The sequence below is a fragment of the Rhizobium altiplani genome (genome assembly GCF_001542405.1).
Lineage (GTDB): Bacteria > Pseudomonadota > Alphaproteobacteria > Rhizobiales > Rhizobiaceae > Rhizobium > Rhizobium altiplani.
In genome coordinates this window covers 17793-41725 of the sequence record NZ_LNCD01000049.1, presented here as the reverse complement: position 1 = coordinate 41725, position 23933 = coordinate 17793, and the positions used below count along the sequence as shown (strand labels likewise).

The window sequence follows — 23933 nt, the reverse complement described above, 5'->3', positions numbered from 1 at the left end:
GGTGAACAGACAATAATTGTTTCCTGCTGCGCGCTGAATTGCGATAATATGAAAGTCACTATTTCAATTTGTGGAATATTGCGGGATATCCTATGGATCGGCTTCAATGTATGAGGGTTTTGGTCAAGGTCGCCGAGACGGCGAGCTTTGCGCAGGCTGCACGCCAACTTCACATGAGCGCTCCGGCCGTTACGCGCGCAGTTGCCTATCTGGAGGAAACTACAGGTGCTAGGCTGTTCGTGCGCTCAACGCGCTCGGTGAAGCTGACGCCATCAGGCAGCCGATATGCTGACGACTGCCGAAGGATTCTCAGTGATATCGACGAGGCGGAAGCCTCTGCCGGTGGATCCCATTCAACGGCATCCGGAATCCTCAGCATCACTGCGCCGGTATTGTTCGGTCAGATCCATGTCGTCCCGATCTTGACCGCGTTTCTCAGCACGCACCCGGCGGTCACCGGGCGCGTCCTGTTCTTCGATAGGATGGTCAATCTCGTGGAGGAGGGCATCGACGTCGCCATTCGTATCGGCCACCTGCAGGACTCGGACCAGCAGGCGAACAAAGTCGGCAGCGTGCGCCGCGTTGTCTGCGGCGCGCCGGCCTATTTCGCGCGTCATGGGGAGCCGGTAACGCCGGCGGATCTCACCCGGCACGTGACCATCGTCAATACGGGATCATCGGCGCCGTTGGACTGGCACTTCGCGCCCAACCATACGCCCGTCAAGCTTCACCCGCGCATGTACTGCAACACCGTCGATGCATCGATCTCCGCGGCGTTGACGGGGTGGGGCCTGACGCGGACCTTGTCCTATCAGGTGGCGGAGCATCTTGCTGCCGGTCGGTTGAGGACGGTGCTCGATCAGTACGAGGAAGAGCCACTGCCGATCCACGTGGTCCACGTAGAGGGCAGGCACGTCTCAGCCAAGACACGTGCTTTCGTGGACTTTGCTGTTCAGAAGATAAAGGCGCTCGGCCTCTAGAGGCAGACCGATGTCGAGGTAGATATCAGCCCGATACGCTGTGCCGCAAAGGCGGCATTTATGCCATGGCCTTGGCCGAGGCTTCGTAGCATTCGGACAGGGAGCTTATACGATCGAGGTTGTTCAGGATATCGACCATGTCGCATGCTTCGCGCCACGTCATCCGAGCCATCTGCACGTTGTTCAACTCCGCCGGCCGTTGTGTCGTGGCATCGACAACGGTCCAGAGTCCGTCCTCCATGCGAAGATTATATCGGCACATTACGCATGTCTCCCTTGGGTAATGCCGGATACTTTCACAATGGCTAATATGAGTCCATCCTAAAGGATGATGGAAGTGCGGTATTAACTGCCATGCCCGTGGCGGGCGCGCTCGCCGTGAAGGGGCTCAGAATCAAAAACGGCGCCAAAGGCGCCGTCTTGGAAGCTTCACGCTCGCCGCTATTAGCGGAACGAGCGGGAAGCGATATTGCGGATGTCGTAGCGGGTAACGCCGATGTCGGCGAGCGCCTGGTTGGAGAGGCTGCCAAGTTCACTGAGCGTGCGGCGATAGCTCATCCAGTTCTTTGCAATGCGGATCGGGTTCATGTTCTTTTCCTCAGAATGATCGTCAGAGCGGCCCCATCGCCGTCTCATCGTTGACGTTCATATAAGTCTTCTCTGTCATATTGTGCAGTGCAAAGAAGCGGCATCTGCTATGCAATTGTGCATGTGATGCTCATTCCGAATGCAACGATTGTTTTCTGAGCCACGCCAAAAGGGACGGGGAATTGACTGCAACTATCGCGGAAGCTGGTAGCCAGGCAAAAGAAAACGCCCGTTGCCAGGGGCAGCGGGCGTTTTATCAAGGCGATCTTGCTTGGGAGGATAGCAAATCGCTTGGATTAGCGGGCAGAAGCCTCGCGAGCAACACGATGGATGTCAGAACGGTCGATACCGAGGTCGTGCAATTCGCGGTTGGTCATGCGGCCGAGTTCGGAAACAGTCTGACGATACTTGCGCCAGTTGTTGAAAGAGCGAGAGAAGTTCATTTTGGTCCCCTTTCCTAGGGCTTGCGATCTGCCAGCTGCCGCCGATCGGCGCTGACCTCTATTTGATGACTGCAATATATGTTGCGCTGCGAAGTCGTAACAGAGACAAGATTTCAGATCACCTATGCATTAAGCGCAAGTCTCAAGCGCTAGTCGCCGTGATTTCGCCCCCATGTGGTTAATCATTAGGCAGAATGGTTGGTGTATGCCGGCCCGCGTTGCCTTTTCTCCATGCGAGGCAGAGTGGCCGCCGGTTGGATATGCAGCTACGACAAGGAGGTCGCAGCAAAATTTGGTTCGGCGGTCAGCGGCTGCTGGGTCGTTGCTGCCTCCGATGAGCCTGCTGCCAGGCCATTAGACCGGCGCGACCTGCGGGAGGCACACCCGCCACCGCTGTCCAACAGGCATTGGAAGACCACGCTGCGATATGGTCGAAAACCAAACGCCCACCGGGGGAGGATCCGGTGGGCGTCGTTAGGGTGACTGACAACTGGGAGGAGGAGTGTCGTCAGTCTATCGGAGGGCGCTGGGAGGAGGAGTGCGCTGCTCCGAATTTCGTTACGAAGATCATCTTCGCAGGCTTTTCCGGTAACCCGGGGCAGGGCGCCGTCCCCTTGCCTTCTGATTAGTAATATAAATCGTCTTACTGGTATTTTGCAGTGCAATATAATCATGCTGCCCATGCAGAAATCGCATGGCTTGCGAGTATGGAGTGTATATTAGCAACCTGCCGTTATGGATCGGTTAAAAAGCACCCCAAATTCGCCCAATGAGGAATTCGTATGGGAATATTTCCCTCGTGCTCGATCAACGGCTATAAAGCAAAGAGAGGAAGCGCGTAGTCGCGCGTTTGGCGGAGTAGGGCATGTATCGCGGTCGATTGGAGCGAGACCTCTCGCTTTGGGTGGAAAAGGGGCTCTTGCCGGAGGCAACTGCAGGAGCGCTCTTGGAGGAATATGACGCGCGCCCGGCAAGCTTCAGCCTTGGCAACGTGCTGATGATCCTCGCGGCAATCCTGCTAGGGGCGGCGATCCTGCTGGTTGTCGCTTCGAATTGGGAAGCCATCCCGCGTCTTGTGCGCGTCGCCGTCATTCTTGCAATCATCTGGGTCGTGCATCTCGGCGCGGCGGTCATGCTCAGGCGCGGCGCCACCGGCGCAGCAGGCGGACTGTTGGTGATCGGGACATTGGCCTTCGGTGGAGCGATTTCGCTGATCGGGCAGATGTATCATCTGTCGGGAGACCAACTGACGGTCATGTACCTGTGGTTTGGCATGGCAGTGGTTTCGGCGGTGCTGTTTCGCTCCGGCGTCGTCGCCGCGGTGGCAGGCTTTCTGTCTTGGGGCAGCTTCGCGGCCTATCTCGATACCTACGATACGCGCTGGGTCGGCCTCGATCCCTGGATTGTGCCGCTCATGGCAGCGGTTGTCATTGGTCTCGTCCGCCTCACCGGCGCGGATCGCGCGCGCCATCTCGCGTATCTGCTGCTTGTCGGCTGGCTTACCTGGCTCTATGCGGTGAACGAGAATTTCTGGCTCGCGCTCGCCTATGCTGTCGGCGGCATGCTCGCCTTTGTTCTCGTCAGCCTGCCGGTAGCACGACGTTCCGCGCTTCTCAGGACTGCCGGATCGGCTCCTGCCTTTTACACTTTCCTCGTCGCCATCATCGGTCTCCTTCTGCTCCATATTGAACTGGAGCATGGCTGGCAGTTCGTGACATTGGCGCTGGTGACGCTGGGCGCCGCAGTTGTTGCCATTGCGCTCCAGGGACGAAACAACGGTGCGGTGCGCTATCTGGCCTACGCCGCCTTTGCCGCTGAGATGCTCTACCTTGCGTCGGTGACCGTCGGGTCGATTCTCGGGACATCGAGCCTCTTCCTGTTCTCGGGGCTCTTCGTTGCGGCCGTCGCGTGGCTCGTCATTCGCCTCGAGCGGCGATTTGCCCTCACAACTCCGGAGGCAAGCGTATGAGCATTTTCTCGCCGCAAGGTTCAGGCAGCCGCTACATCGTCGCTGCAATCATCGTAGCGGCGCTGCAGACCGCCGTTCTTGGCTATGTGATCGAGAGCCGTGCGTCGATTCTGCGCAGCGGTACCGACGCTCTGCTGAAGACCGCGCCCGTCGATCCGCGCGACTTTCTGCGCGGTGACTATGTCGTGCTGAACTACGAGATCTCCTCGGTCCCGGTAGCATCGATTGTTGGCGGTGTACCGCAGGACCAGGGCAAGAAGAGCCTATGGGTGCGGCTGAAGCCTGGCGATGGCGGATTCTGGGGCATTGTCGAAGCATCGTTCGAACGCTTGGCCGAGCAGCCGGGCACCGTGGTTCTGCATAGCAGGCCTTTCTATAGTTATGGCCCCAATTCCGCCGACCACATCCGCGTCGAGTATGGCATCGAACGCTATTACGTTCCGGAAGGCCAAGGCACGGCCTTGGAGCAGGCGCGCCAGGGCGGTGACGTCTCCATTGCCGTTCGCGTGGCCTCGGATGGAACGCCACAGATACGCAGCCTGCTCGTCGACGGGAAGCCCGCCTACGACGAGCCTCTTTATTAAGTTGACGCCGAATGGTGTGGAAGCCTGCGAGCGCGGGCGAAATCACTGTCATTTGCCCTTCATTTTTCCTTTGCCTCTCCCAAATCGGGTGTTATAGAGACGCCGCGCTCCGGAAGGCCTCATGTGCAGGCATATGCATGCGGTTTTTGAGAACGCGGGTATGGTGAAATTGGTAGACACGCCAGATTTAGGTTCTGGTGCCGCAAGGCGTGGGAGTTCAAGTCTCTCTACCCGCACCAAAAGCTGGCTTGCAGGCGGGGGGACCGGAACCGGTGTTCCTCGATTACCCGGCAGCAAGGCGCCGTTCCGCCAGGGGCGGAATGAATAAGAATTGAGAACAAGCCACGCTCGGCAACTTTCCGGCGTCGTGCTCATCGAAACGAACGGCGTCTGGGCACGGCCGCCACGAAATGAGGTAGGAAGACATGCAGGTTATCGAAACGCTCGCTGAAGGGCTGAAGCGCGAAATCAAGGTCGTAATCCCGGCCAAGGACATGGAAGTCAAGATGAATGAGCGTCTTGCCGACGTGAAGGACAAGGTCCGCATCAACGGCTTCCGTCCGGGCAAGGTTCCGGCCGCTCACCTCAAGAAGGTTTACGGCAAGTCCATTATGGCCGACCTCGTCAACGAGATCGTCCGGGAGCAGCCGACCGCCATCTTGGCCGAACGCGGCGAAAAGTCCGCGACGCAGCCGGAAATCGCGATGACGGAAGACAAGGACGAGGCCGAACAGATCCTCGCCGCTCAGAAGGACTTCGAGTTCACGCTGTCCTACGAAGTTCTGCCGCCGATCGAACTGAAGTCCAACAAGGGCATCAAGATCACGCGCGAAGTCGTCGACATCTCCGAAGAGGAAGTCAACGAACAGGTTCTGAAGGTCGCTGAAAGCGCCCGTTCGTACGAAACCAAGAAGGGCAAGGCCGCCAACGGCGACCGCATCACGATGGACTACGTCGGCAAGGTCGACGGCGTTGCCTTCGAGGGCGGCACCGACCAGGGCGCCGAACTCGTTCTCGGCTCCGGCCGGTTCATCCCGGGCTTTGAAGACCAGCTGGTCGGCACCAAGGCTGGTGACGAGAAGACCATCACCGTTACCTTCCCGGCTGACTACCCGGCCAAGAACCTCGCTGGCCAGGAAGCCACCTTCGACGTGTCGGTCAAGGACGTTGCTGCTCCGGCCGACGTTGAAATCAACGACGAGTTGGCCAAGAAGCTCGGCCTTGAATCGGCTGACCGTCTGAAGGAAATCGTCCGCGGCCAGATCGAGTCGCAGTACGGCTCGATGACCCGCCAGAAGGTCAAGCGTCAGATCCTCGACCAGCTCGACGAAATGTACAAGTTCGAGACCCCGGCCTCGCTCGTCGACGCCGAGTACAACGGCATCTGGAACCAGGTCGCCAACGATCTCGCTCAGTCCGGCAAGACCTTCGAAGACGAAGACACGACGGAAGAGAAGGCACGGGAAGAGTACAAAAAGCTCGCTGAGCGTCGCGTTCGCCTCGGCCTCGTTCTCTCTGAAATCGGCGAAAAGGCCGGCGTCGAAGTAAGCGAAGACGAAATGCAGCGCGCTATCTACGAGCAGCTGCGCCAGTATCCGGGCCAGGAAAAGCAGATCCTTGACTTTTTCCGCAGCCAGCCGGGTGCAGCAGCCTCGATCCGCGCTCCGATCTTCGAAGAAAAGGTCATCGACCATCTGCTGACCGAAATCGACGTCACGGACAAGAAGGTGACCAAGGAAGAACTGCTCGCCGACGAAGAAGGCGAAGCGTCCGAGAAGGAAGCCAAGAAGGCCGCTCCTAAGAAGAAGGCTGCTGCAAAGGCAGAAGCTGCTGAAGGCGAAGAAGCTGCTCCGAAGAAGAAAGCCGCTCCGAAGAAGAAGGCTTCCGAGGAAGGCGCCGAGTAATCTTCGGCCAGTTGAAATTTACGAAAGCCCCGCCTTGTGCGGGGCTTTTTCTTTCCAGGTCGCGTGCCTGCTTTTAGGCTGCCGTCCGTCCAGGTCGCACGGTATGATTGCATTTTGGAATGATATGATGCAATCTAAGCGTTGTTGGCAGGGGAAGGATTGACGATGGCTTCCGGCGCAGACCTGACAAGGCGGATTTTCGAGGCGCGGCATCGGGGGGACCTTGATGCGCTTATGTCATTCCTTGGGACAATTGCGTTTTCCGGGCAGCCGGCAGCCAGTATCTGGCGTCGCTCACCAACCCCGTTGTCGGCAGCGCTGCACTCCGCGCGACGATGCGGCAGTTCATTGACACATGGGACATGACGGCGCTGGAACTCGACATCCGTGTCGACGGAAATGTTGCACCGGTTCATCGCGTCGGCCAGATGCGTCATAGTACGACCAAGTTCGATACCGAAATCATGGACAAGATGACCTTCGAGAACGGCAAGCTGGTTGAGTGCGTGGAATTTCTCGACACACTTCAAGCTGCGTCACTACTCAATATAGCGGCGATCTCTACGGCACAAATTTAACCGGCCCGTTCTTGCGTTGGCGGCGGCGGCGGTCGACCTCAGACTGCCGGTCGGGCCTTGTGGGCGTGGGTCAATTCCGCAACCTTGTGAATGTGGGACACAGCAGCCCGCCCGCCCGCTGTCTTCGTGAAGAGTTCAAGCGTCTCATCCTCATGGTCACCGACCGGTGTCAGTGCCTGGTCCATATAGGCTTTGGACGCTTTGTCTCGTGCGATGAAGAAGGCGCTGATTGCAAGCTTGGCAATGGTCGCACCTAGCGACAGGTGTTTGGTGACCGTCTCCCAGACGAAACGCGGCCAGAAGGTTACAGCGCTTTCGCGCGGCATATCGGGCCGCCGTTCGGAGGGATGCTTGAGACGTAGAAGGCCGCTCTGCAATGGATGCACGTTCTCCAACGGTACAGTTGTGGCGAACGACACAAGGACCTTCACGAGGCTGGCGAGCGGCACGCCCGTGGCAACGGCCCGGCGCAGCAGCGTCTTCATGTGCTCCGGCGAATAGTAGAGCGACCAGGCCTCCTGGTAGATGCCCTCCCATTCCTGCTTGCTCATCTTCGGATGCGCGGTGCAGACGTGCTCCACGTCGTAAATATTGAGATCGGCGTCCATCTCGACGCCTTTCTTCCACAAGGTCTGGTGGTCTTCCGAGCCCGGCAGTGGTGTCAGCACGAAGAATTCAATGACATCAAGAGGCAGTTCGTGCTGGATGATCGCGATGTCGCGGCGGATCGTCTCCGGCGTGTCCGCGGGGAAACCGAGAATGTAACCGGCGAGAGTCATGATGCCCTGTGCCTTCCAGGCAAGCAGCATCTTCCGGTATTCGGTGATCTTGTTCTGGTTCTTCTTGGCCGCCGTGAGGTTGTCCGGGTTTACGTTCTCAAGCCCGATGAAGACGCGGGTGACGCCGGCACGCTTTGACTTTTCGATGAAGTTCGGGATCTTGTGGCAGAGGGTGTCCACCTGGATCATCAATCCGAGCGGAATGCCGTCCTTCTCCCTGAGTTCGATCAGGCGGTCGAAGATTGCTTCCCAATCCCTGTTGCGTGCGAAATTGTCGTCGGTGATGAAGAACTTATGGATGCCTTGCGCCCAGTTCATTCGCACCAGCTTTTCGACATCGTCGGCCGAGCGGAAACGCGACTTGCGGCCCTGCACGTTGATGATGGTGCAGAAGGAGCACTGATAGGGGCAGCCACGGCCGGCGTCAAAACTCGTGCTGAGGCCGAGAGTCTGCGCGACATTGGTTTTCGGCAGAAATGGGACGGCGGCACCTTCGATGCTGGGCAGGTCGTTCATGAAATTGTAGAGCGGCTCAAGCTTGCCGGCGGCGGCGTCCTGTAGAACGCGGTCCAACCGGCCTTCTGCCTCTCCAGCAAACATCGAGATGCCCATCTCGCGACAGGCGTCGAGGCCGACCGCCTTGCCGTCGAGCATGGCCAGGCATCCCGACACGTGAAAACCGCCCATCGAAACCGGAATTCCGGCAGCGCGGAAGGGCCGGGCAATGTCGAGCGCCCGCGGATATTGGTTCGACTGCACACCAACCAGGGCGATCATCCCGAAATTGTCGTGCTGTTCAAGCCGCTTGAGAAGTGCGGGGATGTTGACCCGGGTGTTGGTCTCGTCGATGACCGTAATCTCGATCCCGACATCGGGCCCCAATACCTTGCGTTCGGCGCAGTCGACAGCGATTCCATAGATCGCAGCCAAGGAATTCGACGGGATCATCGCCCGCCACCACCGGATTACATAGCCGTCATCGTCATAGTGCGACGGCTTGATGAGGATGAGCTGAAAGGTCCGTTCGGCAGTCTTTGGAAGATCTTGCACGGTCACTCGCTGGTAAGAGGAATCCCCGAAAATGGACGCTACCAGACACGGTGGATTATACAAGCAAAGCTTTTACCGATGCTATTCGACACAAATAAGTCAGTTGGAATGGATTTTGGACGGCGCGTAGGTGTCTGTTTTCGTTCAAGAAATTATCAAATTCCAATCGGTTGCCTTTAGTCGGAGGGATTAAAGCTCCGACTTGATGTCGCCCATGCGGTTCCACGCGTCGAGGCCTGCGATCTTGTAGGCTTCTGCGAGGGTCGGGTAGTTGAAGGTGTTTTCGACGAAGTACTCGACGGTGCCCTTGAGGTTCAAGACTGCCTGGCCGATGTGAACCAACTCGGTCGCTCCTTCGCCGACGATGTGCACGCCAAGCAGCCGGCGCGTCTTCAGAGAGAAGATGAGTTTCAGAAGCCCAGTATCGAGGCCCATGATGTGGCCACGCGAAGTCTCGCGGAAACGCGCGATGCCGCATTCATAGGGGATACCGCGCTCCTTCATCTCTTCCTCGGTCAGGCCGCAGGTGGAGATCTCAGGCACGGCATAGATGCCGTAGGGAAAGTACTTTGGCGGCTCCTTCGCGACCGCGCCGATAGCAACGCGCGCAGCAATGCGGCCCTGCTCCATCGAGGTGGATGCCAGGCTCGGAAAGCCGACGACATCGCCCGCGGCATAGATGTTTGGTACGGACGTCTGGAAGGTCTCCGGATTGACCTTGAGGCGACCGCGGCTATCAGCTTCGAGCCCGGCCGCGTCCAGGTTGAGCGTGTCGGTCGCGCCCATGCGCCCGGCGGCGAACAGGACCATGTCTGTCACCAGGCGGCGACCATTGTCGAGCTTCAGTTCAACCTTGCCATTGTCGAGACGCGTCACCTTGTCGGCCTTGGTGCCGAGCAAGATCTTCATGTTGCGATCGCGCAGTTGGTAGGTGAAGTCCTCGACGATTTCCCGGTCGATGAAATCGAGCATCGTCGCCTTCGGATCGATCACGGTCACCGCGGTATCCAATGCGCTGAAGATCGTCGCATATTCGATGCCGATGACGCCCGCGCCGATCACGACCATCGAGCGCGGCAGCTCGTCGATGTCGAGCAGTTCGTCACTGTCGAGCACTGTCTTGTTATCGAATGGGATGTCGTCCGGACGGAACGGTTTCGTGCCGACCGCAAGCAGGATGCTCGCTCCCGTGACCTTGACCACTTCCCCATCATCCTTGACGACCTCGAGTGTCGACGGGTCGAGAAAGCTTGCCTTGCCCCTGATGTGCTGCACCCGGTTTCGGGCGAACTGGTGTTCCAGCACTTCGACTTCGTGATCAAGGGTGATCAGCAGGCGGCGCCGAAGGTCATCCGCGCTGATCTCTTCCTTCACGCGATAGGATCGGCCATAGAAGCCGCGCTCACGCCATCCGGACAGATTGAGCGCCGTTTCGCGCAGCGTCTTGGAGGGGATGGTGCCGGTGTGCACCGAAACACCGCCGACGCGCTTGCCTTGCTCGATGACCAGGACCTTCTTGCCAAGCTTGGCTGCCTGGATTGCGCCGCGGCGGCCTGCCGGGCCGCTGCCCACAACAACGAGATCGTACTGGAACATTAGGCTGGCCCCGATTGGAAAGCTGGAATCATTTTGCGACGCAATATGTCGCGCGTCCACCGGGGCAGGTCAATGTTGCAAAATGCTCTAGGAGGAGAGGTCTGGATTTATTGAAGCCAAGTAGGGTTCCAGCTTCTCGAAGCTGCGGTCCATGGCGAATGCGCGAGCGAAAGGCAACCCGATATGCCCGTAGAAGATGGACATCTGTTTCTCCGCAACCCCCTGGCTCGTCTTGTCGACGCCGGCCAGATAGAGTGCGGAAGCGAGACCGGTTCGATCCGCGCCTGAGTTGCAATGGATCAACAGCGGTTTCGGCGCGTCCTTCATGACTTGGATCAATTTCATCGCTCGCTCTGGCGAAAGTTCCTTGTAGGCCGACATCGGGAAATCGATATGCTCGATGCCAAGTGTCTTTGCCTGCTCGACTTCGGCGCTCCGTACCGGGTTATTGCCTCGCAAGTTTATGATCGTCTTGATCCCATAACGCTTCGAGAAACCCGCAAGGGCTTCAGGCGATGGCTGCGATGAACGATAGACTTCGCCATCGATGACCGCGTGGAAGTTGTCCGTAACTGTCAGGTAGAGGGCGTAGCTGCCACCGGCGAGAAAAGACCCGGCGAGCAAGCACAACGCTGCTATCGCGGTGCGAGGAAATCGGCGAGAGGCGGTTGGCGTCATAAAGGTACCGGAGCAGTTTGATTGCAGCATTGTCCCTTTGCCACCTAAACCTGACGGATACCTGAAGCACTTTAGCTCCTATAGGTTTAGACTCCTATATCAGACGCAACCCTTTCAGGCTAGCGTGACCGTCCTTGCCGATGATGATGTGGTCGTGGACCGTGATGCCGAGGGGCTTTGCGGTGTCGACAATCATCTTGGTCATGTCGATATCGGCCCGCGACGGCGTGGGATCGCCGGAGGGATGATTGTGGACGAGGATCAGGGCTGTGGCCGAAAGCTCCAGCGCCCGCCGCACAACCTCGCGCGGATAGACCGGCGTATGATCGACCGTGCCCCGCCCTTGAACCTCGTCGGCGATCAATGCGCTTGTCGAGAAAGAGAATGCGGAATTGCTCGCGTGTCTCGTGAGCCATCGCGGCGTGGCAGTATTGAATCACCAACGACCAGGACGACAGCACCTGCTAGCCTCGAAGCTCGCTCGTCAGGGTCCGCTGTGCGACCGTCGAGACCAGTTTCAAATCGAGCGCCACGGCTTCGCCGATGCCCTTTACCTCCTGCAGCAGAGGCAGCGGTGCACCGAAGACGGCAGCGAGCGAGCCGAAGCGCTCGTGCAGCGCCTTGGCGATCGGCTTGGTGTCGCGCCGGGGGATCAGCCTGTACGGCAGCAGTTCGAGCAACTCGTAATCGGCAAGGGCTGTATCGCCATGCTGACGGAAGCGGTCGCGCAGGCGCTCGCGGTGCCCGTGGTAGTGCTCTTCCTTGCCAAGCGAGGCGGAGAGGCTGGATGCCGGCTTGGCGGCCTGTTCCGCGAAAAAGGAGCGTTCGTCGGTTGCATCGCTGGTGGCGAAGGGCAGTTCGGCGTCGTTGGAATGCGAAACAGGACCCTTCGTCATCAAGCGCTCATCGGTTCAAGGGCGGGAGGCCGGGTCGGTCGAGGCCGCCTGGCGAAAGCGTGAAAATCTCGCAGCCGTCGGCAGTAACCCCGACCGTGTGTTCGTATTGCGCCGAAAGCGAGCGATCGCGCGTTACCGCAGTCCAGCCGTCCGCAAGAACCTTCACATGCGGCCGACCGAGATTGATCATCGGCTCGATCGTGAAGATCATGCCTTCCCGCAGTTCGGGCCCTTCGTTCGCGCGACCATAGTGCAGGATATTTGGGGAGTCGTGGAACAGCGCGCCGACGCCATGACCACAGAAGTCGCGCACGACGGAACAGCGCTCGGCTTCGGCATAGGTCTGAATGGCTTCCCCGATCGCGCCGGTGCGGGCGCCGGGCCGAACGGCCGATATGCCACGCAGGAGGGATTCATAGGTCACTTCAAGCAGCCGCTCAGCAGCGCGCTTGATGGTTCCGACCGGGTACATCCGGCTTGAATCGCCGTGCCAGCCTTCGACCACGTAGGTGACGTCGATGTTGACGATATCGCCTTCGCGCAGCGGTTTTGCATCCGGAATGCCATGGCAGACGACATGGTTGATCGATGTGCAGGTAGACTTTGTGTATCCGCGATAGTTGAGCGTCGCCGGAATCGCGCCGTTGTCCATGCCAAATTCGAACACGAAACGGTCGATTGCATCGGTCGCAACGCCGGGCCGCACGAACGCCGCCAGCTCATCGAGGCAACGCGCCGTCACTTGGCACGCCTTCCGCATTCCTTCGAATGCTTCGGGACCGTAGAGCCTAATTGCGCCGGTATTCTTCGATGGCGCGGAAGAGGCTTCTATATAATTTACCATTGCAGGCCCTTAGGATTGTCATTCTGGTACATAATGCAGCTATGCCGGGTTCGTCCATCGCGATCAATGGGGCGAATGCTATTTCTGCCGTGTGCGTCGTGTATCGGTGCCAAGTGGCTTTTCTGCGAGCGGCACGCGTCTTCGCCCTCACGCGATCCTCACGACCCGCGGCTTGAGCATGCATGCATTGGACGGGGCGCTGGAAATTGCCTCGTTGAGATAAAATCATATGGCTCTTCCCAGAGACCCGTTCGGCGGTTTATGTCCGCAACTCCGGTCCCTCTGCGGCCTTGCCCGAGGAAGCTTCGCTTCCCCTGGGGACCATGTGTGCCACACAGGCACGTCCGAGGCTCAACTCAACGCCGCATTCGCGCGGACGCCGCCGTCCCCGGAGGGAGACCATTTTCTGCAGACCCCTGATGCGGAAGCTCACGTCCTTCTTCCGCACCCGGCGCCGGTTCCGCCTCGCCGCAACGCCTTGTGGCGTATCCGCGACGGGACAAGGGGATGATGGCATGGGGGCGAGGTGCGGTGAAAATCGAGCGCGGTGTTATCTTTTGACTATTGATTAGGAGCGCGACGAGAACAACGAAGCGAAGGTGGACGTCGGCTTGTTCGGCATGCTCGTGACCACCACCAGCTGGCGTATCTGGCCGCGCTTGAAGGCAGCGAGGAAGCGCTTGTAGTCCTTGAAGGACACGCAACCGTTCGAGTCGCCGCGGGCGCCGAGCATGTAGGTGTGCGCAAGCAAGCCGACGCGGTTGTAGACGTAGCCTGCACCGCCGACAGGGTTCAGTCGGATCGCCTCGACGCCGTGGAAAAGGCTTTCGCGCATCGTCAGATTGTAAGTATGCGGTGGGGTCGGGCCGCGGTTCTTGGCATGCACAAAACGCGGATTGTCACGCATCTTGCCGAGGCCGGAATGGGCTTCCAGGCGTTCGCCGTTCGGAAGGTAGACGACGTTGGCCGAAATGTCGTAGACCGCGACGCCATTGCGGGCGATCGCGGGGGACAGCCCCTTCTTCACCGTCGGCATTTGATCGTCGTCATCATCGGAAGCGCCGGCATCCGGGCGCGCATAGGCAAGTACGGGTTCAGCCGGAGCACTGCGATCGTTGGGGGTAGCCCGCTTGATCAGGCCATCGGGCCGAGCCATGGGCAAGGGGATCTCGGTGTCGGTGCCGCTCAAAACGAGATCGAACGGCTGGGTTGCCCCCGGTGCAGGCTGCTCAGTCGGCGCAAGAGCCGCAATCTCGACCGGGCCGGGCTTGGTGGCGGCGGGCGGTACCTGTCCCTTGATTTCGGCCGCAGGGCTTGCTGCGAGCGCCAGCAAGGCAGGTCCTTCGGCGGCTGCGACCTCCTGCTTCGACGGGATGATGATACGGTCAGTCGAGGCAACGGTCGCTGATGCCACCTCTACGGTGTCGTCCTTGGCCGGGCGCGCCGGCTGAGCGGGTGCCGGTGACGCGACAGCCGTCGCCAGCTCTCTGTTCGGAGAGGCTTCGGAGAGCGCAAGAGGTTCGGACTGCCCGACAAATGCCGCCGCAAGCGCCGCCGACGGAGCGGCTACGTGAACACCCCTTGCAAGGGCCAGTTCGGCATCGGTGCTCATGCGCAAGCGCGAGAATTTCTTGACGTGAACGAGGCGTTGCACAGGCTCGGTCTTCGCGACGCTTGCGGGGGCAAGCGCGATGTCGGCGAAGCGACCGGCGCTCGGAAGCGGGGCCGGTGCAACCATATGCATAGTCGCAAGTGTAGCGACGACCCACGCTGAAGCGGCAAACCCCGCACCGATGAGAGCTGCACCTGAAAGAAAGCGGAAAGAGTAACCGAAACGAGAAATGGACGTACCTATAGGCCTGCTATTGCTAAACACATCGACCGCAAACGCCATGAGACCCGTCTTTCACAACTCGTTACTGGGGCCGGCGGTACGAACCGATGGATATTCCTTCGCCGGGGCCGGTATAGAAGCATCAGGGCTAAATTGCGGCTCGCTAATATGTCCGGTTGATTGGCAGGATGCCGAATTATGGTAACCAATTCCTTTACGCGCTCGCTCGAGCCGTTCAAAATTGAGGGCAGGCTTTGGGCATGTCCTTGGGGCGCCGGCTTTTTGCCTGCTCCTCCTTTGTCAGGACGTGCCGAGGAATGCGGATTCTGCTATGAATACCTCCCGTCGCGTGGCTCCACGTTGGGAGGGAAAGCCGATGTCTTCGACACAAGTGGTTCATGAAGAAATCTCGCCAGCCTTGCTTGTTGATGCGATGTTTGCATTTCGGAAAACGGCGGCGATGAAGGCAGCGATCGAATTCGATCTTTTCACAAAATTTGGCGGGCAAGCGCGCACGGCGGCGATGCTCGCGTCGGACATTGAATGCGCCGAGCGTGGGGTGCGCATTCTTTGCGACTTCCTGGTAGTTTCGGGTCTTCTGACGAAGAGCGGTGAGAATTATGCGCCGACGCCGTCGAGCAAGGCCTTTCTGGACAGGCGTTCCCCGGCCTATATAGGTGCGGCGATCGATTTCATGGGGTCGCCGCAAATGATGTCCTTGTTCCTCGAAAATCCTGCCGCCTACGTCCGCAACGGAGGCTCCGTCGGCTTGGCCAACGTGGAGCCGGACAACCCTATTTGGGTCAAGTTTGCGAGGGGCATGTTTGGGCTTAACACAGCGAGCGCGAAAGCTGTGGCATCTGACGTTGCGACATGGTCAAAGCTGCCAAGCAAGGTGCTGGACGTTGCCGCCGGTCCTGGTGCCTTCGGTATAGAAATCGCCATGGTGGCGCCATCTGCCAGCGTGGTTGCTATCGATTGGAAGCCGGTTCTTGCGGTGACCGAGGAAAATGCAACGAATGCAGGAGTAGCGGGGCGCTTCAGCTTCCGGCCCGGCAGTGCCTTCGAGGTTGATTGGGGCAGTGGCTATGATCTCATCCTGCTGCCGAATTTCCTTCATCACTTTGACGCCGAAGGCTGCGTCATGCTCCTGAAAAAGGCGCGAGCAAGTCTGGCAGCAGGAGGCCGCGTTGCGATCGTCGAGTTCGTTCCGAACGAGGATCGGGTGTCGCCCGAGTTCCCGGCTGCTTTCGCCATGGTCATGCTGGCCACGACACCGAAGGGAGACGCCTACACGGAGCGGGAACTGGCCGATATGGCCAAGTCGGCTGGTTTTCAGGAGTTCGTTTCCCGACCGCTGCCCCCGTCACCTGCCAGTCTGATCTTCCTGGAGTGATGAAGCCGAGCAGGGGCGTCGCTCTTAGGCTCGCTCCATCACGTAGCTTCCCGGCGCCTCCTCGATGGCGTTGAGCGCGGTGCCTCCCGGTTTCCGGGCGGGCACGCGCTTTTTGTCCTTCGCCTCGATCCAGGCTTGCCAGTGTGGCCACCACGAGCCGGCGTTCTCAGCCGCTTTGGTAAGCCACGTCTCATAGTCGCCAGTTACGCCGCCGCCGGTCCAGTATTGGTATTTCTTCTTGTCCGGGGGATTGACGACGCCCGCTATGTGGCCGGAACCTGCCAGCACGAAATCGACCTTGCCGCCGAAGAACTGGCTGCCGAGAAACACCGATTTTGCAGGCGCGATATGATCTTCGCGGGTGGCGAGATTGTAGATCGGGATCTTGACGTCCTTCAGCGACAGCTTCTGACCGTCCAGGATCATCTCGTTCGCTGTCAGCGCGTTCCTGAGGTAGCAATTACGCAGATAGAAGGCGTGGTTTGCCGCCGCCATGCGGGTGGAATCGGCATTCCAGAACAGAAGGTCGAAGGGCATCGGTTCCTGGCCCTTCAGATAGTTGTTGACGAAATAGGGCCAGATCAGTTCGGAAGCCCGCAGCATATTGAAGGCGGTCGCCATCTTTGAGCCGTCGAGGTAGCCGATCTCCTCCATGTGGGCTTCAAGCCGGCCCAATTGCTCCTCGTCGACGAAGACCTTGAGGTCGCCGGCGTGGGTGAAATCGACCTGTGTCGTGAAGAGGGTAGCGGTCTTGATCCGCTTGTTCTTTTCCTTGGCGTGCAACGCTAGCGTTGCCGCAAGCAGCGTGCCTCCGACGCAGTAGCCGACGGCGTTCGCTTCCTTCTCACCCGTCGCCCTCTCGATGGTGTCGAGGGCAAAGTCGATGCCTTCGCGCGCATAGGCGGCCCAATCCTTTTGCGCATGCCGCGCGTCCGGATTGACCCAGGAGATCACGAAAACGGTCTGGCCCTGGTCGACGCACCATTTGATGAATGATTTCTGTGGGTTGAGGTCCAGGATATAGAATTTGTTGATCCACGGCGGGCAGATGAGGAGAGGGCGCTTCAGCACCGTCTCTGTCGTCGGCTCGTACTGGATGATCTGGCAGATCTCGTTCTGCGCGATCACCTTGCCCGCGGTCAGCGCCATGTCGCGACCGACGGCGAATTTGGTCATGTCGGTCTGGCGAAGCCTCAGGTCGCCTTGGCCCGCCACGATATCCTCGGTAAGCATCTTCATCCCGCGCACCAGGTTCTCGCCGCTGGTCGCGATCGTTTCACGGTAAAGCTGCGGATTGGTGGCAACGAAGTTGGTCGGCGAGAGGGCGGCCGTGATCTGCTTCACATAGAAACCGGCCTTGTGCTTCGTGTGCTCGTCGAGCCCGTCGGTTTCGGCGACCATCTTCTCCGCCCAATCGGCGGTGATGAGGTAAACCTGCTTCAGGAACTCGAAGAACGGGTTCTTCTGCCAGTCTTCATCGGCAAAGCGCTTGTCGTTGCGCTCCGGTTCCGCCGCCGGCGTTTCGCCCTGCATGCGTTGCATCGAGCGCATCCAGATACCGAAGTAGCTGCTCATCAACTGGGTCTGCGCTTCGAAGGTGCGGCGCGGATCTGAGATCCAGTATTCGGTGACCTTGGAGAGCGTCTTGACCATGTCGGTCACCGGCTCTGCTGCATTTTCTGCGATCTCGCCACGTTCGCGTGGCGCAAGCCAGGCCGTGGCCGCCTTGCCGAGATTCTCCAGTGCACGGGCAAAGTTGACCGCCATCGCCTCGGGATCTTTCATCAGGTACGGATCCAGGTCCTTCGCATCGAATCCCCGGCTCTTTGCCTTGTCGCCGTCTTGCTGCTTGCTGTCGGTCACCTGTCTCCTCCGGCGGCGGCATGTTCCTGCAAATTGATTTGTACATCTGGAAAGATCTATAAAACAAGTTCCGCTGACGCACGCTCGTGCTATTGCTTTGTGGCGGCGACGAATCTAACAGTCGAAGCACCTCAGGATTTGGGACCTCTGGCAAATGACGAGAATTGGCATCCGCACCATCGCAAACATGACCCGTATCGCGCTCATCGGCGCCGCCGCGGCCATGGCGCTTGCCGGATGCATGCAGACGCCCGAGGAAAAGGCCGCCTTCGCGGCAAGGCAAGCGGCCCCGACGCCCGTTGTCATGAGCGCGACAAAGGGTGAAGAGCCGACCGAGAGCGGCCTGTCTCATTACAAGGACGGCTATCCGGGATTCGGGGCACCGCTCACGGCCGCAAACGTTCAGATGAGCGACGACGAGGCTGGCGGGGTTCAGAAGCAATTGACGGCGCTTGCCGCCCAGCGCAAGGCCGGCACGATCTCGGAAGCCGAGTACCAGCGTCGCGTCGCGGAATTTCGCAAGCTAGCGGCCGAACACGGCGCCGAAACGCTCTCAGAAATCGCCAATTAGGCCTTGCCTTCGCTGCAATTTGGAAGCAAAGCCTTCCATCTGTGGCGGAAGATGAATTTTTCCCGATAATGCACGGCCTGCGCGGCTTTCCGTCAAAGAAATGCCGTGCGACGCAAGTCTGATGAATACGGCGTTGGTGATTCTGAAGTTCGTATCGCGAACAGCCGGGAATTTAGGACGAACTTCGAGCGCGGCCGCGGTGGCCGCATTTCCGTGGGGAAAGAAATGGAAGAGTTTCACAAAGTCCGGCGTTTGCCGCCTTACGTTTTCGAACAGGTCAACCGTTTGAAAGCAAGCGCGCGAGCGGGCGGGGCCGATATCATCGATCTCGGCATGGGAAACCCTGACCTTCCGACCCCGAAGGCGATCGTCGACAAGCTCTGCGAAGTCGTCCAGGACCCGCGCACGCATCGTTATTCGTCCTCCAAGGGCATTCCGGGCCTTCGCCGGGCGCAGGCTGCCTATTATGCGCGCCGCTTTGGCGTGAAGCTCAATCCTGACACGCAGGTCGTCGCGACGCTGGGCTCCAAGGAAGGCTTTGCCAACATGGCGCAGGCAATCACCGCGCCGGGCGACGTCATCCTCTGCCCGAACCCGACCTATCCGATTCACGCCTTCGGCTTCCTGATGGCCGGTGGCGTCATCCGCTCGATGTCGGTCGAGCCGGACGAGAGCTTCTTCCCGCCGCTGGAACGCGCCGTTCGCCATTCGATTCCGAAGCCGCTGGCGCTGATCCTCAACTATCCGTCCAACCCGACGGCTTTTGTGGCGACGCTGGACTTCTACAAGGACGTCATCGCGTTCGCGAAGAAGCACGATATCATCGTCTTATCCGACCTTGCCTATTCGGAAATCTACTTCGAGGGCGAGCCGCCTCCGTCGGTTCTCGAGGTTCCGGGTGCGATGGATGTGACGGTCGAGTTCACCTCGATGTCGAAGACCTTCTCGATGCCCGGCTGGCGCATGGGCTTTGCCGTCGGCAACGAGCGTCTGATCGCCGCGCTCACACGCGTCAAATCCTACCTCGACTACGGCGCGTTCACGCCGATCCAGGTAGCGGCAACGCACGCGCTGAACGGCGACGGCTCTGATATCGCGGAAGTCCGCAACGTCTACAAGCGCCGCCGCGACGTCATGGTCGATACTTTCGGCAAGGCCGGCTTTGAAGTGCCGCCGCCGGCAGCGACGATGTTTGCCTGGGCCAAGATCCCGGAAAAGTTCCGTCACCTCGGTTCGCTGGAATTCTCCAAGCTGCTCGTCGAGAAAGCCGACGTGGCTGTCGCGCCAGGCATCGGTTTCGGCGAAATGGGCGACGACTACGTGCGCCTGGCGCTCGTCGAGAACGAGCACCGCATTCGTCAGGCAGCCCGCAACATCAAGAAGTTCATGTCGACGGCAGACGAGACGATGCACAACGTCATCTCGCTCAACGCACATCGCTGATATAATCCCTCAACGGCAGCCGCTTCCGGCGGCTGCCCTTCATGACACATTTCAGGATCGATCCATGGCAGATGCCCTCAAAATCGGCATTGCGGGCTTAGGTACCGTTGGTGCTTCGCTTGTCCGTATCATTCAGCAGCGCAGCAACGAGCTGGCCGCAACGTGCGGACGCCCGATCCTGATTACGGGTGTTTCCGCCCGCGACAAGACCAAGGACCGCGGCATCGACGTCGGCGGCATCGAGTGGTTCGACCGGCCGGAAGATCTGGCGGGGAAGGGCGACATCGACGTTTTCGTCGAACTCATGGGCGGCGTCGGTGGATCGGCAAACAGCTCCGTACGCGCTGCTCTACAGCGCGGTCTCCACGTGGTGACAGCAAACAAGGCGCTGCTTGCCTACCACGGCGTCGAACTGGCGACGATCGCGGAGGAGAAGGGCGCGTTGCTGAACTTCGAAGCAGCGGTTGCCGGCGGCATTCCCGTCATCAAGGCGCTGCGCGAATCGCTGACGGGCAATACGATCTCCCGCATCTACGGGATCATGAACGGCACCTGCAATTACATCCTGACGAAGATGGAAAAGGAAGGCCTGTCCTTCGCCGACTGCCTGAAGGAGGCACAGCGCCTCGGCTATGCAGAAGCCGATCCCGCCTTCGACATCGAAGGCAACGACACTGCCCACAAGCTCTCGATTCTCACGACGCTCGCCTTCGGAAACCAGATCGCGGCCGACGATATCTATCTCGAAGGCATCACCAACATCTCGATCGAGGACATCCACGCTGCCGCCGATCTCGGCTACCGCATCAAGCTGCTCGGCGTTGCACAGCGGACCGATACCGGCATCGAACAGCGCGTCCATCCGACGATGGTGCCCGTCGATTCCGTGATTGCACAGGTCGACGGCGTGACCAATGCCGTGGCGATCGAGTCCGATGTTCTCGGTGAGTTGCTGATGGTCGGGCCCGGCGCTGGCGGCAATGCGACGGCTTCGTCTGTTCTCGGTGACATCGCGGACATTGCAAAAAGCCGACCTGGCGCCCAGCGCGTGCCCGTTCTCGGCCATCCCGCCAAATCGCTCGAGCCCTACCGCAAGGCGCAGATGCGAAGCCACGAAGGCGGATATTTCATTCGCCTGACTGTGCTCGACCGCACGGGCGTGTTTGCAAGCGTCGCGACCCACATGGCGGAAAACCATATCTCGCTGGAGTCGATCGTCCAGCGCTCGAAGCAGCACCTTGCGCCGTCGCATCACCAGACGATCATCATGGTGACTCACGCGACAACAGAGGACTGCGTTCGCAAGGCGGTCGCCGCAATCAAGGGCGAGGGCTATCATGTGGGTGAACCGCAGGTGATCCGCATCGAGCGGCCGAAGGAAGACTGAGCCTCACCCGCTCCCAGAAGATCGATGTTGCCGAAGGTGCCGCGGTAGATCAGCCGCGCGCATCCACAGCTAACGTCGAGTGTCTCGTCCAAAACCGTTGTGCGGCCGGGCCAAGCCGCATAAAGCTGCCGATATCACTCCCGGTCCCGGGGTGGTGACAAGCGACGAGGGCAGCAGGCGATATGGAGATTCCGGCCGATCCGGTACAACGTGCGTTTCTGGGCGTGGAGAGGTCCGTACTGGACAACCGCTGGATATCGCGACTGGATCAGGCCGGCCAGAACCGGGCGCTTGCGATGTCTCAGGTGCACGGGCTGCCTGAACTTATCGCGCGCGTCCTCGCCGGACGCGGTGTCACCGTCGACGAGGCGCTGGAGTTTCTTGATCCGACGCTCCGCAACCTGATGCCGGACCCCTACACGCTGACGGATTGTGAGAAGGCGGCCAAGCGGCTCGCCGAGGCCATCCGCAACCAGGAGCAGGTCGCGATTTTCGGCGACTACGACGTCGACGGCGCGTCCTCGTCGGCGCTTATGTTCCGCTTTCTCGAGCACTTCGGCGTCAAAGCTGAGATCTATATTCCGGATCGCATTTTCGAGGGCTATGGGCCTAACGCTGCGGCAATCGGCAGTTTGATCGACAATGGCGCACGGCTGATCGTCACCGTCGATTGTGGGTCGACCAGCCATGATGCCCTCACCGAGGCAGCGAGGCGCAATATCGATGTGGTGGTGATCGATCACCACCAGGTGACACACGATCTGCCGCCGTGCCACGCGCTGGTCAATCCGAACCGGGAGGACGATCTCTCCGGGCAGGGACATCTCTGCGCGGCGGGCGTCGTGTTCCTCGTGCTCGTCGCGACGCTAAGGCTGTTGCGGGAAGCAGGAAACCCGCGCGTACGGTCGATCGACCTGCTGCAATGGCTCGATATCGTCGCGCTTGCGACCGTCTGTGATGTCGTGCCGCTGAAGGGCCTGAACCGTGCCTACGTCGTCAAGGGGCTGATCGCCGCTCGCCACCAGGGCAATGCCGGCCTGTCCGCTCTCTTTCGCAAGGCGGGTCTTGCTGGACCGGTGACGCCCTATCACTTCGGCTTCCTGATTGGGCCGCGCATCAATGCCGGTGGTCGCATCGGCGACGCGGCACTCGGGAGCCGCCTGCTCACCCTGGACGACACGAGCGCGGCCGAGGCCATCGCCATGCAGCTGGATGAGCTCAACCGCGACAGGCAGGCGATGGAAGCGGCGATGCTGCTGGAAGCGGAAGCCGAGGCACTGGCGGAATATGGGGACGGCGAGGGCGCCTCGGTCATCGTCACTGCGCACGAAAAGTGGCACCCCGGGATCGTCGGCCTGATTGCCGCCCGTCTCAAGGAGCGCTTCAAGCGCCCGGCCTTTGCCATTGCTTTCGATCCATCCGGCAAAGGCACCGGCTCGGGTCGCTCCATCAACGGCTTCGACATGGGCAAGATGGTGCGCGCGGCTGTGGACGATGGCCTGCTGGTCAAGGGCGGCGGCCACGCGATGGCTGCCGGTCTCACCGTTGAGCGCGACAAGCTCGGCCGCTTGCGCAGCTTCTTTGCCGAGCGAGCCGAAAAGACGGTTGCCGCACTCGTCGCCAACGAGAAGCTGAAGATCGACGGCGCGATTGCCGCCAGCGGCGCGACGCTCGATCTGATCGACCGCCTCGAGACGGCCGGGCCTTACGGCTCGGGGCATTCACAGCCGCTCTTTGCTGTTCCCGCCCATCGGCTTCGCGATTCTCGTTTGGTTGGCGAGAAGCACGTGAAGGTGACGCTCGAAGCCATGGACGGCGCTCGCCTTGATGGGATCGCCTTCCGGGCCGCCGATACGCAGCTCGGCAACCTACTGCTGAATTCGAGGGGCGCCAACCTCCATGTTGCAGGCTCGCTTGGCGCGGACCACTACCAGGGTGTACGACGCATCCAGCTACGCGTCCAGGACGCCGCTCCGGCGCGGTGAGTGCACATGACTATCCAGTGAAGGCTCGCCAGTGGCGGCAATTGCGGCTGCCTCGAACTGTTCCCGAAGACTGTCAACCGCGTCCTTGCCATTGGCAAAGTCCGCTTGGATGGCGACGGATTTTGCGCCAAGCGCTGCGGCACCGCCGATGCCACTCGAACTGCCAGTCACGAGGGCTACTTTGGTGCCAATTTTCCAGACATAAGTCTCTCCGCTGCAATTTTTATAGCGACCGATATATTGTGCGGAAAATCCGTCTTTTAATAGTTTTATAGGGATCAATATAAAAATGACTGAACCAGTCCGGAGACGTGGCAGGCCAAGAGCGCTCGATCGCGACGTCGGGTTGGGTGTCGCGTCGCCGCTCTTCTGGGAGCATGGTTACGAAGGAACCTCGATCGCCGACCTGACCCAAGCGATGGGGATCACTCCGCCTTCGCTGTACGCTGCGTTTGGCTCAAAGGAGGAACTCTATCGGCAGGCCTCGACTACAATATCGAGCATGAAACCAAACGCCGCACCGAGGCGCTGCAAGGGCCGATGTCAGCCTATGACGCACTTGCAT

20 protein-coding genes, 1 tRNA gene and 2 pseudogenes are annotated in these 23933 nt (G+C 59.8%); 12 read left to right on the top strand and 11 right to left on the bottom strand.

Going from position 1 to position 23933, the window contains the following annotated elements; all coding sequences use genetic code 11:
• Positions 1 to 92: 92 nt before the first annotated feature.
• On the top strand, positions 93 to 980 hold the full coding sequence (locus AS026_RS10040) for a LysR family transcriptional regulator (RefSeq protein WP_025659070.1): 888 nt from the start codon (positions 93 to 95) through the stop codon (positions 978 to 980).
• Between the two features lie 58 nt (positions 981 to 1038).
• On the opposite strand, the gene AS026_RS10035 is transcribed toward AS026_RS10040, so the two are convergent.
• From AS026_RS10035 to AS026_RS39655, 3 genes are all read right to left on the bottom strand, one after another.
• Positions 1039 to 1242 (bottom strand): hypothetical protein, encoded by a 204-nt coding sequence (locus AS026_RS10035; RefSeq protein WP_026372073.1) that lies wholly within the window; start codon positions 1240 to 1242, stop codon positions 1039 to 1041.
• 182 nt (positions 1243 to 1424) lie between these two features.
• Positions 1425 to 1568 carry a DUF1127 domain-containing protein gene (locus tag AS026_RS39660; protein ID WP_018859365.1) on the bottom strand — a complete coding sequence of 48 codons (144 nt, stop codon included), beginning with the start codon at positions 1566 to 1568 and terminating at the stop codon, positions 1425 to 1427.
• Positions 1569 to 1864: 296 nt separating this feature from the next.
• The gene (locus AS026_RS39655) at positions 1865 to 2011 is read right to left on the bottom strand and encodes a DUF1127 domain-containing protein (RefSeq protein WP_018859364.1); all 147 of its coding nucleotides are present in this window, start codon (positions 2009 to 2011) and stop codon (positions 1865 to 1867) included.
• 865 nt (positions 2012 to 2876) lie between these two features.
• On the opposite strand from AS026_RS39655, the gene AS026_RS10030 reads away from it, so the two are divergent.
• The 5 genes from AS026_RS10030 to AS026_RS43200 all read left to right on the top strand — a co-directional run bounded on the left by AS026_RS10030 (position 2877) and on the right by AS026_RS43200 (position 7046).
• Positions 2877 to 3980 carry a DUF2157 domain-containing protein gene (locus tag AS026_RS10030; RefSeq protein WP_025659068.1) on the top strand — a complete coding sequence of 368 codons (1104 nt, stop codon included), beginning with the start codon at positions 2877 to 2879 and terminating at the stop codon, positions 3978 to 3980.
• Positions 3977 to 4564: a GDYXXLXY domain-containing protein gene (locus AS026_RS10025; RefSeq protein ID WP_025659067.1), complete on the top strand. Its 588-nt coding sequence runs from the start codon at positions 3977 to 3979 to the stop codon at positions 4562 to 4564. Before AS026_RS10030 ends, AS026_RS10025 begins: the two co-directional genes overlap by 4 nt.
• A 154-nt stretch (positions 4565 to 4718) precedes the next feature.
• Positions 4719 to 4803, top strand: a tRNA-Leu gene (locus AS026_RS10020).
• Positions 4804 to 4989: 186 nt separating this feature from the next.
• Entirely contained in the window at positions 4990 to 6468 is a 1479-nt protein-coding gene (tig, locus tag AS026_RS10015; protein ID WP_025659066.1) for a trigger factor, read from the top strand.
• A gap of 335 nt (positions 6469 to 6803) precedes the next feature.
• Entirely contained in the window at positions 6804 to 7046 is a 243-nt protein-coding gene (locus tag AS026_RS43200) for a nuclear transport factor 2-like protein (protein ID WP_245271639.1), read from the top strand.
• A gap of 38 nt (positions 7047 to 7084) precedes the next feature.
• Here AS026_RS43200 and AS026_RS10005 read toward each other — a convergent pair whose 3' ends face one another.
• From AS026_RS10005 to AS026_RS09980, 6 genes and pseudogenes are all read right to left on the bottom strand, one after another.
• Positions 7085 to 8881 (bottom strand): B12-binding domain-containing radical SAM protein, encoded by a 1797-nt coding sequence (locus AS026_RS10005; RefSeq protein ID WP_037215166.1) that lies wholly within the window; start codon positions 8879 to 8881, stop codon positions 7085 to 7087.
• A gap of 183 nt (positions 8882 to 9064) precedes the next feature.
• Complete coding sequence (sthA, locus tag AS026_RS10000; protein WP_062369569.1) at positions 9065 to 10471, bottom strand: Si-specific NAD(P)(+) transhydrogenase; 1407 nt, start codon at positions 10469 to 10471, stop codon at positions 9065 to 9067.
• Between the two features lie 87 nt (positions 10472 to 10558).
• Positions 10559 to 11179: a dual specificity protein phosphatase family protein gene (locus AS026_RS09995; protein WP_082728491.1), complete on the bottom strand. Its 621-nt coding sequence runs from the start codon at positions 11177 to 11179 to the stop codon at positions 10559 to 10561.
• A gap of 64 nt (positions 11180 to 11243) precedes the next feature.
• Positions 11244 to 12045, bottom strand: a pseudogene (gene radC / locus AS026_RS09990) (RadC family protein).
• Positions 12046 to 12052: 7 nt separating this feature from the next.
• Positions 12053 to 12889, bottom strand: coding sequence for a type I methionyl aminopeptidase (gene map, locus AS026_RS09985; protein WP_018859953.1), 837 nt, complete (start codon positions 12887 to 12889; stop codon positions 12053 to 12055).
• A 568-nt stretch (positions 12890 to 13457) separates the two neighbouring features.
• A complete protein-coding gene (locus AS026_RS09980) occupies positions 13458 to 14783 on the bottom strand; it encodes a DUF2778 domain-containing protein (protein WP_025659062.1) in 1326 nt (441 codons plus the stop codon).
• 316 nt (positions 14784 to 15099) lie between these two features.
• On the opposite strand from AS026_RS09980, the gene AS026_RS09975 reads away from it, so the two are divergent.
• Positions 15100 to 16119 carry a methyltransferase gene (locus tag AS026_RS09975; protein WP_062369568.1) on the top strand — a complete coding sequence of 340 codons (1020 nt, stop codon included), beginning with the start codon at positions 15100 to 15102 and terminating at the stop codon, positions 16117 to 16119.
• A gap of 24 nt (positions 16120 to 16143) precedes the next feature.
• Here AS026_RS09975 and phaC read toward each other — a convergent pair whose 3' ends face one another.
• Entirely contained in the window at positions 16144 to 17982 is a 1839-nt protein-coding gene (gene phaC, locus AS026_RS09970) for a class I poly(R)-hydroxyalkanoic acid synthase (RefSeq protein WP_037215164.1), read from the bottom strand.
• Positions 17983 to 18136: 154 nt separating this feature from the next.
• Here phaC and AS026_RS09965 point away from each other — a divergent pair, with 154 nt between their 5' ends.
• The 4 genes from AS026_RS09965 (at position 18137) to recJ (ending at position 23368) form a co-directional block, all read left to right on the top strand.
• Positions 18137 to 18553: a gas vesicle protein GvpG gene (locus tag AS026_RS09965; RefSeq protein WP_018859949.1), complete on the top strand. Its 417-nt coding sequence runs from the start codon at positions 18137 to 18139 to the stop codon at positions 18551 to 18553.
• A gap of 225 nt (positions 18554 to 18778) precedes the next feature.
• Positions 18779 to 19996, top strand: coding sequence for an LL-diaminopimelate aminotransferase (locus AS026_RS09960; RefSeq protein ID WP_007532313.1), 1218 nt, complete (start codon positions 18779 to 18781; stop codon positions 19994 to 19996).
• 64 nt (positions 19997 to 20060) lie between these two features.
• Positions 20061 to 21383 carry a homoserine dehydrogenase gene (locus tag AS026_RS09955; protein WP_062369567.1) on the top strand — a complete coding sequence of 441 codons (1323 nt, stop codon included), beginning with the start codon at positions 20061 to 20063 and terminating at the stop codon, positions 21381 to 21383.
• A 182-nt stretch (positions 21384 to 21565) separates the two neighbouring features.
• The gene (recJ, locus tag AS026_RS09950; protein ID WP_062369566.1) at positions 21566 to 23368 is read left to right on the top strand and encodes a single-stranded-DNA-specific exonuclease RecJ; all 1803 of its coding nucleotides are present in this window, start codon (positions 21566 to 21568) and stop codon (positions 23366 to 23368) included.
• Here the strand turns inward: recJ and AS026_RS09945 are convergent.
• On the bottom strand, positions 23336 to 23539 hold the full coding sequence (locus AS026_RS09945; RefSeq protein WP_062369565.1) for a hypothetical protein: 204 nt from the start codon (positions 23537 to 23539) through the stop codon (positions 23336 to 23338). The genes recJ and AS026_RS09945 overlap by 33 nt on opposite strands.
• 118 nt (positions 23540 to 23657) lie before the next feature.
• On the opposite strand from AS026_RS09945, the pseudogene AS026_RS41125 reads away from it, so the two are divergent.
• A pseudogene (locus tag AS026_RS41125) lies at positions 23658 to 23933 on the top strand (TetR/AcrR family transcriptional regulator); the annotation flags it as partial.